Genomic DNA, 12,737 nt, shown 5'->3' on the forward strand with positions numbered 1-12,737 from the left:
TTCCCGGGTTCAAGGTTCGACGGCTCACAGCGCTTGGCCTTCTTTGGCGTTGAGCGCGCTCAAGGCCTTGACGTTGGCCAGGTCGGTCAACTTGACGCCGCCGTAGTTGCGCACGGCGAGGCTGACCGGGCCGCTGCCGGTGTTCCAGCTGAAGCGTTGCTGGATGCCGTCCAGATCGCTGACCCGTGCGCTGTCGTTCATGCGCAGCAGGCCCCAGCGGCCCGGGTAGTCGAACACCGTGATGCGTTCGCCGGTCAGGGTCACCACATCCAGGCGTGCGCCCGGCGTGGTGGTGGTGCCCGGCCAGGAGAAGCGGCTCCAGCTGGTCTTGCCGTTGCGGTAGTGCTGCACCTGGCCATCGAGGGTGAAGATGATGTCGGTCAGGTTGGCCGAGGGCTCGAGCATGATCTCGAAGCCGTTGTCGCGGTCCGACAGGCTGGCGATCACCTGGCCCAACGAGCTGGCCTTGTCGATGCTGTTGACCATGTTCGGGTTGACCAGCGGCGTTGCCTTGCTGTTGCTGCTCATCCCCAGGCCTTCGCCACCGGACAGGTTGCCGATTTCGTTGCGCTTGAAGTTCGGCAGCAGCCCGGACTCCGGGTCGACGAAACGCTGCAGGTCCTTGACCGAGGCTTCATTGCGGCTGCCTGGCGCAATCGGGTAACGGTGCGCCATGACCTGTTCCCAGGGCTTGGCGATCTGCTGTGCCCAAGCCTTGGCAATCTGCTGGCCGGCCGGGTCGCGCAGGGTTTCCCAGGCAAACTGGATCGGCAGGCTGAACAGGCCCTGCAACGATTCGGACAGGCCACCCTGGCTGGTGTCGACGGTGGTCTCGACATAGTTGCGCACGCTGGTCACTTCGCTTGGCAGCCCTTCGAGGGTTTCGCTGATCAGTTGCTTGCTGCTCTTGCCAACGTCCTGGGAGCGCTGGATGTTGTTCATCCGCACCTTGAGCTTGCGCAAGGCCGCGAGGTAGCGGTCCATGATCGTGCTGTCGGCGCCTTCGGCGTTTTGCACGGCGAACACCCGCGACACAGGCTCGAAGCGCTTCGCCAGGCTGCCGTCATCGACCGCCGGCAAAGGCGAAATCAGCGTGCTGGGCGATGTGTTTTTGCCATCGAAAATCCCGCTGACGCCGCTCCAGAATCCGTCATCGGGCTTGACGCCCGCCGGCAGTGTTTCGCGGGGGGCCGGGACATCCCATTGGGTGTTGTCGTTGACCGCCGCCAGGAGGATTTTCACCGGCGAGTTTTGCACGTCGCTGAGCAGGGCCAGCTGTTGGGTCGCGTTGGCCATGTCGGTGAAATGACGAACACCGACGCTGTCGATCAGGGTGTACCAGGCCTGGGTGTAGTCGCGCTTGTAGCGCGTCATGAACTCGCGGATGAAATTGGCTTTCTGCACGATGCTGTCGCCGCCTTCGCCGTCGAGCACCCAGTCCGATTCGTTTTGCAGGTTGCCCGACACCAGTTTGATCAGCTCAGGCTTGACGAACTGTTCCCAGCCCTGGCGGGTGAAAATCGCCGGCACCGCCTCGGTGCCATACAGCAACTGCCGGCCGGGCATCGGCACCAGGTCGCTCAAGCCCACGGCCGGGAACTGACGGCTGGATTCGAGTTGCAGGCGCAGGTATTCACGGTCCACCAGCGAGCTGGAAATCATGAAGGACTTCAGGCTGTTGCGGGTTTCGCTGATGAGTTGCTCGTTACGCGACAAGGACGGTGCCTGGCCATTCTTGAGCAATTGCACGTAGACCGGCGAGTTGTCCTGAATCACCGCCGTGCTGACAGGATTGTCGGCACTGGCGGTATTGGCCCAGGCCACCGGCAACGCAGCACCGACGAACTCCGGGTCTGGATGGGTGCCGGGTTGCGTCAGCATCAGGTAGAGCTTCAGTGCGTTATAGGACTCGATGATGGACGCGACTTGTCGCTCATCCAGCCGCCCGAGCATTTCTTCGGACAACGACAGCCCGCCGGTGGTCGCCGACAAATCCGCGGCATCGCTCGCCGTGGCCGGGTTGCGCAGTGCTGCCAGCGCATCGCCGCGTGCCTTGCTGGCAGCGCCCTTGGCCGCGCCGCTCAGGCGACTGGCCGCATCACCGGTACTGCGCGGCAAGCCGTTCAGGCGGGTTGGCAGCTTCAGGCCTTGCGCACGGCCTTTGGCGGCGTCGGCCTTGGACGACGCCGACGCAAAGCTGTTCTGCGGGTCCATGGTTTTGGCGAACTCATTGAAGGCGCGCATCTGCAATTGCAGTTGCAAGGTGACAGGTTCCAGCGCCTGGGTACGCAGTTGTTGCAGATAGGCGGCTTGCGCGACGCGGTAGATGTCGTCACCGCGATACAGGCCTGCGCCCAACTGCAACGGCACGCCTTTGGCACGGTACTTCTCGATGGCCGAGAGCTGCTCACGCAACAGCTCCAGGCCTTGGCCCGAGGCGAGCAACCCGGCACGGTCCGGGGACTGTTGCAGCTCGGTCAGTTGCTCGCGCAACGTGGCCAGCCACTGACGGTTGTTCTGGAACGACAGGGCTTGCCAGCCAATGAACGCGACGCCGGCCAGTACCGCCAGACCCAGCAGGGCAGGGCTGACGGAGGTGTTCTTGCCAAGGCGCGACTGATAAAGGGTCAGGTCGCGATCCGGGAAGATCACCCGGCGGAACGTATCGGTAATGAAATAGCTGCGGTCGCTGATTTTCTTGCCGGTGCTTGGCGACCCTTGCTCATGTTCCGGTTGCTCATGTTCCGGTTGTAGGGCGAACGACTCGGCCAGGTCGTCTTCATACACCTGGCCCAACTGCTGGTCGGTCTGCAGGGCACTGGTGAAATACAGCCCGCGCAACAACAGTGGCGCACCGCTGCGACCGGTCTCGGCGAAGTGCTGGAGAAACTGCTCCAGCACCCCGGACAGTTCGGCGAAATAGTTCGGGAAGTTCAGCAGGGCGCTGTTGGCATCGGCACCCAGCGCAACCATCTGTGCGTCGACGTAGCGACGCACATGGCTGTGCAGGTTGGCCAGCTTGGCATCCAGCACCGGGCGCAGGCCCTGGTTGCGGATCTCGGACACACCGAAGGTCATGCCCAGCGGTTGCTGGCGCTCGTTCAGGTCCAGGCCTTCAAACGCCTGGCTGAAGCCCGGCAGTTGATCGGTCTTGCTCAGCATCAGGTAGATCGGTGGATTGGCCTCCAGGCAATCGTTGTATTCCTCGATGCGCGATACCAGTTGTGCGGCGAGTTTGTTGCGCTCGGCCGCGCTGCACGCCAGGAGTTCAGGCAGGCTCACCACCAACACCAGACCGTTGACCGCGGCCTTGCTGCGCTGCTTTTTCAGCAGCCGCAGGAAGGCGGCGAATTCACTGGCCGACGGGTCGTCCCGCAGGTAACGGCCGGCCGTATCGATCATCACGGCCTCGGGGCTGAAATACCAATCGCAATGCTGGGTGCCGCTTTCGGTGTCGTTGGCGCTGCTGGCAATGCTTGCGGAAAGGCCAGAGCGGGTCAGCAATGAGGTCTTGCCCGCCGCGGACATGCCGATGACCAGGTACCACGGCAAATCGTAAAGTGCCGACGAGCCGCCGCCACCGGCCGAGCGGTCGGTGCGCAGCATCGCAATCGCGTGCTTGAGGCGTTCGCGCAGCACTTGCTGATCGCGGAACTCGCCGGTGGATTTGAGCGAGCGATCGACTTCGATCTGCACCAGGTTTTCAAGGTTGTGCTCCGCCCGGATACGCTTGTACTGACGCAGCACAATGATCAGCAGGTAGAAGGCGCTGACGATCGCCATCGCCTCCGGCGCATAACCGCGCAGCCAGCTCACATGCGGCGCGACGAACCAGCAGACCGCCAGGCTCGCCAGCCACAGGGCGGGAACGAGGAACCAAAAGCTTTTCAACAAACGCAATAATGTCTTCATGTCTTCCTGACTCGGTTACCTGACCTGTGCTCAGGCACTGAACAGCTGGCTGATTTGTTCGGACAACGCGGCTACGTCCTTGGCCAGCAACCAGTCCAGCGTCAGGTAGACACCCGCGCAGACCAACGCAATCAGCGCCACGTAGAGCCAGAGGGGAACTTCATGGCGCAGCATTTGCGAGACCTGGTCGGGCAACGCCCAGTCAGGCGAGAGGGTCTTGGGCGTCTTGCGATAACGCGCGATGTCCTGGCCCAGGGTATTGGCCAGGTAACGCAGTTGATCCTTTTGCCCGAGGCTGAACTTGCCTTCGAAACCCAGGGCCAGGCACAGGTGGTAGACCTCGAGCACATCGAGGTTCTGTTTGACGTCGCCACGCAGTGCATCGATTTTTTCGAAGAAGCCTTCGCCGGCCAGGTGCACGCCGAAATAGCGGAACTGCAACGGCTGCAATTCAAAGTGCCGGCGCAACTCGTTATCCCCGGAGCGCAACACGCTTTCATCGAGGAACGCACACAAGGCGTACTGGGTGTCCTTCACCTGTTCGACGCTGTAGTTGGCGCTGCGGGCATCGCGTTCCAGTGCCTTGAAGAAGGTGTCGACACTGACCTCGAAGGCGCTGACCGACGTCACTTGCCGGCCCTTGCGCACGATCAGCGCCATGCTGATGAAGTCTTGCACCAGATCTTTGAGCGTCGGTTTTTCACGGGCGGCCGCAACGGCGCCTTGCAGTACGGCTTCGGTCATTTGAGTACCGCCATCAGTTCAAGCTTGAGGTTGGTGAAGGCGCTGGGCGCGTAGAAAGAGATGGCCTGGGCGCTCATCATTCGTTCATACACCCGGCCATGGGGCTCGATGGAGAAGTAGTGATTGTCCAGTCGCACCGGAATCGCATTGGGCAGGCGGGTCGAGTGATTGAGGGTGACGCCGGGCATGGCGCTGTTGACCACCACTTCGATGTCTTCCGGCGAGCCGACCTTGAACGCCCGTGGCACCAGCTCCAGCAGGCTTGCACCCGGCATGTCGGCGTGCACGGAGATGTAGAAGTCCGCCTCGGCCAGCCGTGGGTCGTGCAACTGCCCTTGCCAGTAAGAGGGTTTGGTCTGGGTCAGGTTGATCACCACACACTGGTTCGGCACGACGTTGTCGAGCAGCACGCGAATCATTTCATCGAGCTTGACCAGCGAGGCCGCCGGGTCGTGGTGGTCGTATTCGGGGATGTCGTTGAGCTGCGTATCCAGCGAGAACGTCAGCAAGCCGCCGGCGAGTTCGGCCAGGAACAGATACAAGCGCTCGGGGTGCAGGCGCGGATGCGCGAGCAGGTGCGCCAGGCTCGGGTGGGCACGGTTCACGGTGTTCAACAGCCAGAACAGGGTTACGTCGCTGGAGCCAAATTCGGCAATCTGGTCCGCGCGCTCGCGACGACGACCCGACAAGGCCTTGCTCTTGGATTGCAAGGCGCCGAGCAAACGCTTGCCCAGTCCGACCAGGGTGTCGTGGGTGCCCAGGTGCAGCGTCGGGTGCACGAAATGTCCGTCGAGGTTGAATCCGCCGATGTTGTTGCGCGACAGCCGGGCAATCGGGCACCAGGTGTAGCCATCGAGGTTGTCGCCGTCGATCAGCATCACCACGTTCAGGCGCAGGCTGGTGATTTCGTTTTCCAGGTCGCCTTCGTTGAGGTCCGGCAGGGTGTCGAACTGCTTGCGAAAGCGCCGCCCGGTCTTCTGCTCCTGGCCGTCCTCGACGTAATTGAGGCCGAATGGCTCGGGCAGTTTCAGCGCGGCGTAGACCTTCAGGTCGTTGCCCTTGAGCAGGTCTTTCAGGTCACGGGCCGCCGGCAGCGGGTCGTGCTGCGGTGCGTCGAACAGGCTGCCGTCGGGAAACACCAGCTTCAGTCGCTTGAGCTGCAGGGAGCCGGTGGCAAGGGCTTCCTCGTCCACTTCCAGCAACTGCACGCCCCAGTGAAAAGGCGTGTTGCGCAGGGTCGCCTGCGCCAGCTGATGCTGGTGGAACTCATCCTGATACTGGAAATGTTGTGGCAAAAGGAACATGCCTTCGGACCACATCACCCGGCTTTGCTTACTCATTGAGCGCTTTCCAATAATGAATTCAATTTCGACTCCACGGCTTTTTCCGCGGAGGCACTCGCCTGGTCCTGGGCTTTCTGCACCACGGCGTCCTGCACGCGCTCGGTCAGCGTGGGTTCGGCCGGCTGGTCGGGCAGGGCGGCGGCTTTTGCGAGCTGCTCCTGGGTCTTGGGTTTGTCCAGCACGTCGACGCCACTGACAGCGGAGACCGTGTTGTTGTCCACCAGCACACGCAAGCCGTCGGAGGAGAACCAGATGCCGTCCTTGCGCAGGGAATTGGCGTCGAACGCGACCTTCCAGCGGCTGTTCTCGTCGCTGCGGAAAAAAGCCGCGACGCCGACATAGCCTGCCGCCTTGTTCAGCGGCCACTTGTCGACTTGCCCCATGCCCGGCAACAAGGTGATTTCGCGGTTTTCGATCAGGGTATTGCCGAGGGCCTTTTGCGGGTCGTCCCACAGCGAGTCGGCATCCACCGACGCAAAGCGCTCCAGCGAAGTCAGCTGGTACACCCGCAACACCACCGAAAGCGGCTTGCCGGACGCGTCGGGATTGAGCTGGTTGCCGCCGTCGGACGTCAGGATGACCTTCTCGTTATCCTCGAACAGCATGTCGCCGGCCCAGGTATTGTCGACCCGCTTGCCGACCCGGTCGGTGACGCCGCAGGCGCTGAGTACCGTCATCATCGCCACCGCCGTCAGGCATTTGGCCAACGTCGTCCTCGCGGGACGCTTCCCTGAATATCTCTTGTCCATGACCACTACCTGTTAATGCCCGATCAGTTCAGGCGATAGGCGAAATCGCCGTCGCTGCCCAACTCGATGTTCAAACTCTGAATCGGTTTGTCCTGCGCCATGCGCTCCAGGACCCGTTGGGCCAGTTCCGGCATCAGGGTCTGGGACAAAATGTTGTCGATGTTGCGGGCGCCGCTGTCGACCTCGGTGCAGCGCGAGGCAATCGCCTTGACCAGTGCTTCGTCATAGCTCAACTGCGCTTGATGATTGCGCTCGAAGCGCTGGCGGATGCGCGCAAGCTTGAGCGCGACGATGCGCTCGAGAATCGCGTCCTTGACCGGGTAGTAGGGGACGATGGTCAGGCGGCCGAGGAAGGCGGGCTTGAACACCTGGTTCAACTCGTCACGCAGCCCTTCGACGATGTCCTGCGGCGCCGGTTGCGGCTGAGCATTGAGGCACCACTGCATGATGCGGTCGGTGCCGGTGTTGGACGTGAGGATGATCACGGTATTGCGGAAGTTGATCTCGCGACCTTCGCCGTCATCCAGCACGCCTTTGTCGAACACCTGGAAAAACAGTTCGAGCACGTCCGGGTGGGCTTTCTCCACTTCATCGAGCAGCACCACGCTGTACGGCTTGCGTCGCACCGCCTCGGTCAGCACGCCGCCCTCGCCATAGCCGACGTAGCCCGGTGGCGAACCCTTGAGGCTGGAGACGGTGTGGGCTTCCTGGTACTCGGACATGTTGATGGTGATGACGTTGCGCTCGCCGCCGTACAGGGTGTCGGCCAGCGCCAGCGCGGTTTCGGTCTTGCCGACGCCGCTCGGGCCGAGCAGCAGGAACACGCCGATCGGTTTGTTCGGGTCTTCCATGCGGGCGCGGGAAATCTTGATGCGCTTGCCGATTTCGTGCAGTGCGTGGTCCTGGCCGAGCACCCGCTCGCCCAGCAACGCCGGTAGGCGTTGCACGGTTTCGATTTCGTCGCGCAGCATCTTGCCCAATGGAATGCCGGTCCAGCCGGAAATCACTTCGCCGATGGTCCCGCCATCCACCAGGGCATGCACCAGCGGTTGCTCACCCTGGACACTGGCCAGTTCGGCGCGCACCGCGGCAATCTCCTGGGCATCCGGCGCCTGTTGTTCCGGGTGGCTGAGGGCGCCGAGTTTTTCCACCAGTTGCAGCTCGCGTTGCCACTGTTGTTCGAGGGCGTCGCGGGTCTGCTGTTCGCTTTGCAGTTCGGTATTGAGGGCGGTCAGGCGCCGGGCGTGGTCGCTGCCTTTTGCGGCTTCCTGCTGCAGTACCGCGATTTCCGCCTGCAGGTTGTCGATCTGGCGTTTGCAGTCTTCCAGCGGCCCCGGCTGCGCCGATTGACCGAGGGCCACCCGGGCGCAAGCGGTGTCCAGCACGCTGACGGCCTTGTCCGGCAACTGGCGGCCGGTGATGTAGCGATTGGACAGGCGCACCGCCTGCACCAGCGCCTCGTCCATCACCGTGACCTTGTGATGCTCCTGCATCCTGGCCAGCAGGCCGCGCAGCATGTGGATCGCCTTGTCTTCGTCCGGCTCTTCGACCTTCACCACCTGGAAGCGCCGCGCCAGTGCGGCATCTTTCTCGAAGTACTTCTTGTACTCGGCCCAGGTGGTCGCCGCGATGGTGCGCAGTTCGCCCCGGGCCAGGGCTGGCTTGAGCAGGTTGGCGGCATCGTTCTGCCCGGCCTGGCCACCCGAGCCGATCAGGGTGTGCGCTTCGTCGATGAACAGAATGATCGGGTGCAGGCTGCGTTTGGTTTCTTCGATCACCGACTTGAGGCGGTTTTCGAATTCGCCCTTCACGCCGGCACCGGCCTGCAACAAGCCCAGGTCCAGGGTGTGGATGGCGACACCCTTGAGCACCGACGGCACGTCACCCTGGATGATGCGCAGGGCCAGGCCTTCGACCACGGCGGTTTTGCCGACGCCGGCCTCACCGGTGAGGATCGGGTTGTTCTGGCGGCGGCGGGTGAGGATGTCGACCATCTGCCGCACCTCGAACTCCCGGCCCAGCACCGGGTCGATCCGGCCTTCGCGAGCGCTTTGCGTGAGGTTGATGGTGTATTGATCTAGGGCCGGGGTCTTGCCGTTGCCTTTTACCGTGCCGGCGCTGGCGATGTCGGATGTGCCCAGCGGCTTGGCCTGTTTCGACTCGGCGCTGCTTTCCACCAGCGCGCCGAGGTTGACGCGCAAGTCGTCAGCATTGATTTTCTCAAGCTCGACGGCGCTGGCGACCACCACGCGGCGCAGTTCGTCGTCATCGAGCAAGGCTTGCAACAGATGACCGGTGCGGATCTGCGCCTGGCCGAACTCGATGGACGCCAGGACCCACGCCTGTTCGATCATGCGGGTCAGGTGCGGCGACAGCGCCGGCGTGCGCGTATTGCCTTTCTTGAACGTCCCCAGTGCCGTCACCAGTTGCGCCTGCAAGCGTTCGGGCACCACGTCGTAATGACGCAGGATGGCCGGCAGGTCGTTGTCGTGGCTATCGAGCAACTGCAACAACAGGTGCTCGATTTCGACATCGTAGTGGTGTTCCGACAGGCACAAGGCCGCGGCGCTTTCAGTGGCGGTGCGGCTGGTGTCGTTGAGCTTGGCAAACAGGGACTTCAGGTTCACAGGGAGACCCCATCAAAAGGAATGTGGAAGAGGGCACAACGGGATGGCCCGACGTCGGAGTCCGGGCGCTTGAGCCAGCCGAGCCAGCCCAGCGAAACGTTGCCTTGGCGCCCCAGGCGGGCAACGGGCACGGCCCGGGGTTTGAGCCTGGGCGCGAACTGGAAGTCGAGTTCGGCTCCTACATAGAAACGCACCAGTTCCACCAGTTTCCGGTAGTCCTCGGTGCCTGGCTGGAAGCGTTGATAGTCGGCCAGCTCCAGTGGACCCATCTCGATGCGTATGCACGACTGATAGTCCCAGACCCGGTTGCCGGCGACGGCGCTTTGCCCGAGCACGGCGTTCTTGCGCCCCAGTTGCGTGCATTGGCCGGCGTCGAGTTTCAGCCAGCGACCGGCAAACGGCTTGACCTTGAACGGCAGCGAAAAATAGAAGGCCAGCATCGCTTCCAGGTTCAGTGCGTTGCGCGGTTTCTGGGCGAACAGGCCGGAGAAATAGCTGAACAGTTCACGGCGCAGGGGCGAGCCTTGCCGGTCGAATTTCTGTTTCTGCGCCTCGGGGCCAAAACCCACCAGGTTGAGCAGGTAGCGATCGAAGTCCGAAGTTCCGTTGCGTTCGTACTCGATGTAGAACTTGTACTTTTGCCAGGCCTCGTAGAACAGCGTGGTCATGCGGTGCGAAAAAATGTCGAGGAAGGCATGGGCCGCGTCATCGCGGTACTGGACGTGCCGCTCGATCAGCAGCTCGGTGTACGGGCGCGGCAACACACCCGAGGGCCCGACCAGGCCCATGAAGGTGACTTGCATCTCGGACAGCGGCAGGCCGGCCACGGACACCTTGCCTTCACGCTCGAACTGCAGATCGCTGACTTCACTGGCCGGGAAGTTGAGCGACAGCTGGGAGCGAAAACGCAGAGGGTCTTCGTGCGGTCGGGTTTCCAGGTCCATGCGCCCGGTTCTGCTGTAATGCAGGCGAAGCAGGCGCACCAATTGGAAAAACTCGAATCGGTGCGGCTCAGCCCTTGCCTGGTCGATCAGACCAGGGGTTGATCGCCGGTTCGCGGTGGCCATTGGACGACTCTCTTTTCGCGCTGCAAGGTGCGAAGGGTTAATTGGGTAAAACTGTTCATGGTGCAGTACTGACCAAAGAAGTGATCGAGCACCATGCCGAACAGAAACACACCGCTGCCGGTGTATTGGCTTTCATCGAAATTGAGGGTGATGCCGACGCCGCGCACGAAGTTCGGCCGCGGGTGGCCGATGCGCGCAACCACCGGCTCGCTGCTCACCGAGACGATGCCGTTGATCTGTTTGCGCAGTGCCGACAGGTTGCGGTAGTTGTAGAGCGACAACAGCTCCAGCAGCACTTCGCGACCACGGGACACCAGCGACATATGGTTCAGCGACAGGTGCGAAATCAACCGCCAGATCACGCCGTTGCCCAGCGGCACGCGAGCGGTGGCGGTGGGTTTGCGCAGGCAACGGATGTCCTTGATCACCGAGTTGCCCGGGATAGTGAAATCGCCGCGCTCGCCACCGAAAGGCAACATCAGCGGCAGGTCGCGATTGCTGCAGGTCAGGCGGATGCTCAACGTATCGTTGTTGGCCTCCATCAGCCCCAGTTCTCGATCCACCACCCGGATAAACACGTTCGAGCCATCGCGCTGGCCGGTCTGTATGGCTCGACGCCGGGCAATCCAGAAGCTCTGGCCCGGGCCCTGATCGCCACGGGGCTCGAAAAACGGATGGCAAGTGCCCACCTGGTCGATGCTGCCCACCTTGCGCACGCGCCGGACGCGGTCAATGGACACCACTTCGGCCGAGCTTTGCAGGCGCACATCCGGCGTCACTGCGTACTCGTGCTGGGCGTGGGTCAACTTGATCGGCTCGGCCTGCTGGCGGAACAGGTTGATGATCGGCGTGCAATTGAGCTTGAAGTTATTGCGCCCGATGTTCTGCGTCAGGCGCGCCAGGCGGTCGCTCAGGTCGTAGTCGGAGAAGTAGAAATTGACCTCGACTTTCTCGACGTCCTTGCCCGCCAGAATCCGTGCAAAGCCCGACAGGTCGAAGAACATGAACTTGTCGGGGAAGGTGAAGTACTCGTGCAACAGGCGGTAACCGAGGAACGAGCGCTCGGAGTAATCCACCAGGCCCTCGTCCAGGCCATAGCCGACGGTTTTCAGCGCGTTGGCCGGCAGGGCGACTTCGCGGGTGCGGCCCTGATCTTCGAAGGTCAGCGTGGCCTTGGCCAGGTTGTTGAACAGCAGTTCGTACAGTTGCAGCATCAACGTGCTTTCGCCGTCGAGGAAGAACCGCAGGCGGTCCAGTTCCAGCTTGCCGAACATCACGTCGCCGGTTGCCACCAGGCCGATGCGCAAGCGCGCGACCAGGTCAGCGCTGTGGCCATTGAACGCCGAACGCTCCATCTCGATGAACGATGCCTGTTGCACCGCCACCGGCCACAGCTCGACCGGGTAGCAGGTGCGGAATTTACACACCACGCCATCGATCGGGTTGGCACTGATTTCGGTATGCCGGGGCACACGGAAGGCTTCGGTGACTTTTTCCTGCTTGCCCAGGTTGAACTCGACGATCGACATCGACGGGGTAGGGCGCAGGTAGTGCGGGTACAGCACTTCGAGAAACGACTCGACGATTTCCGGCAATTCGTCATCGAGTTTTTTGTGCACCCGCGCAGACAGGAACGAGAAGGCTTCGATCAAGCGCTCGGTATGCGGGTCTTCGCAGTTATCGCCCTCGATGAGCAACCGCGAAGCGATTTTCGGATACTGGCTCGCGAACTCCTGGCCCAAAAAGCGCAGGTGCGACAGTTCCTTTTCGTAATAGGGCAGCAGATCGTCGAGCATCAGTTGAGGTTCTGCACTTTGTATTCCTGGGTGTTGACCTGCAGCACCGCGTCGAAGGACACCTGACGGGTGACGTCCTGCAGGCGCAGGACCGCGTCCACGCGAAAGGTCAGCATGCGTTGGCCGGTCTGTTGGGCAAGCAGTTGGACTTTGACGCTGCGAAAGCGCCGGTCGCCGACCGAGATCGCCTTCTCCAGTTGCCGCTGGATCAACAGACGATCCTTGGGGTCAAGCACGCTGCGACTGGTGAAGTCCGGCATGCCGTAGTCGAGGATGGTGCCGCCCAGATTGACGAAACCTTCCAGGTCGTTGGCGACCAGGGACTGGCGGGTGTTGACCAGGATCTCGAGGTCGCGAACGATGCTGGCCTTGTAATCAGCCAGCGAACACAAGCGCTGCGATGACGCTTCGATGGACTGATGCGGACGATCGTCCAGCAACCGGTCCAGCAGTGATGGCAACAGCTTGTGTTGACTACTCATATTGCCTCCCTGGCAAT

At 62.2% G+C, this 12,737-nt stretch carries 8 protein-coding genes; all 8 read right to left on the reverse strand.

Annotated elements, in window-relative coordinates; all coding sequences use genetic code 11:
- Positions 1-24: 24 nt before the first annotated feature.
- The 8 genes from PMI34_RS10395 to tssE are packed head-to-tail and all read right to left on the reverse strand — an operon-like array spanning position 25 to position 12,720.
- Complete coding sequence (locus PMI34_RS10395; protein ID WP_008051328.1) at positions 25-3,912, reverse strand: type VI secretion protein IcmF/TssM N-terminal domain-containing protein; 3,888 nt, start codon at positions 3,910-3,912, stop codon at positions 25-27.
- Between the two features lie 30 nt (positions 3,913-3,942).
- Complete coding sequence (gene icmH, locus PMI34_RS10390; protein ID WP_008051330.1) at positions 3,943-4,656, reverse strand: type IVB secretion system protein IcmH/DotU; 714 nt, start codon at positions 4,654-4,656, stop codon at positions 3,943-3,945.
- Positions 4,653-5,996, reverse strand: a complete 1,344-nt coding sequence (gene tssK / locus PMI34_RS10385; protein WP_007978722.1) for a type VI secretion system baseplate subunit TssK — start codon at positions 5,994-5,996, stop codon at positions 4,653-4,655. The genes icmH and tssK overlap by 4 nt, the downstream gene beginning before the upstream one ends.
- The gene (gene tssJ / locus PMI34_RS10380; protein WP_008051332.1) at positions 5,993-6,748 is read right to left on the reverse strand and encodes a type VI secretion system lipoprotein TssJ; all 756 of its coding nucleotides are present in this window, start codon (positions 6,746-6,748) and stop codon (positions 5,993-5,995) included. The genes tssK and tssJ overlap by 4 nt, the downstream gene beginning before the upstream one ends.
- 23 nt (positions 6,749-6,771) lie before the next feature.
- Positions 6,772-9,375: a type VI secretion system ATPase TssH gene (gene tssH / locus PMI34_RS10375; RefSeq protein WP_008051335.1), complete on the reverse strand. Its 2,604-nt coding sequence runs from the start codon at positions 9,373-9,375 to the stop codon at positions 6,772-6,774.
- Entirely contained in the window at positions 9,372-10,442 is a 1,071-nt protein-coding gene (gene tssG, locus PMI34_RS10370; protein ID WP_008051336.1) for a type VI secretion system baseplate subunit TssG, read from the reverse strand. Before tssG ends, tssH begins: the two co-directional genes overlap by 4 nt.
- Complete coding sequence (gene tssF, locus PMI34_RS10365; protein WP_008051337.1) at positions 10,406-12,238, reverse strand: type VI secretion system baseplate subunit TssF; 1,833 nt, start codon at positions 12,236-12,238, stop codon at positions 10,406-10,408. Before tssF ends, tssG begins: the two co-directional genes overlap by 37 nt.
- Positions 12,238-12,720: a type VI secretion system baseplate subunit TssE gene (gene tssE / locus PMI34_RS10360; protein ID WP_008051339.1), complete on the reverse strand. Its 483-nt coding sequence runs from the start codon at positions 12,718-12,720 to the stop codon at positions 12,238-12,240. Before tssE ends, tssF begins: the two co-directional genes overlap by 1 nt.
- Between the last annotated feature and the right edge of the window lie 17 nt (positions 12,721-12,737).

The sequence above is a fragment of the Pseudomonas sp. GM74 genome (assembly GCF_000282455.1).
In the GTDB taxonomy this organism is placed as follows: Bacteria; Pseudomonadota; Gammaproteobacteria; order Pseudomonadales; family Pseudomonadaceae; genus Aquipseudomonas.

Bases quoted from the DNA above. Each gene is read 5' to 3' on its own strand.
- PMI34_RS10395 (WP_008051328.1), bottom strand. From the start codon at position 3,912: ATGAAGACATTATTGCGTTTGTTGAAAAGCTTTTGGTTCCTCGTTCCC.
- icmH (WP_008051330.1), bottom strand. From the start codon at position 4,656: ATGACCGAAGCCGTACTGCAAGGCGCCGTTGCGGCCGCCCGTGAAAAA.
- tssK (WP_007978722.1), bottom strand. From the start codon at position 5,996: ATGAGTAAGCAAAGCCGGGTGATGTGGTCCGAAGGCATGTTCCTTTTG.
- tssJ (WP_008051332.1), bottom strand. From the start codon at position 6,748: ATGGACAAGAGATATTCAGGGAAGCGTCCCGCGAGGACGACGTTGGCC.
- tssG (WP_008051336.1), bottom strand. From the start codon at position 10,442: ATGGCCACCGCGAACCGGCGATCAACCCCTGGTCTGATCGACCAGGCA.
- tssF (WP_008051337.1), bottom strand. From the start codon at position 12,238: ATGCTCGACGATCTGCTGCCCTATTACGAAAAGGAACTGTCGCACCTG.
- tssE (WP_008051339.1), bottom strand. From the start codon at position 12,720: ATGAGTAGTCAACACAAGCTGTTGCCATCACTGCTGGACCGGTTGCTG.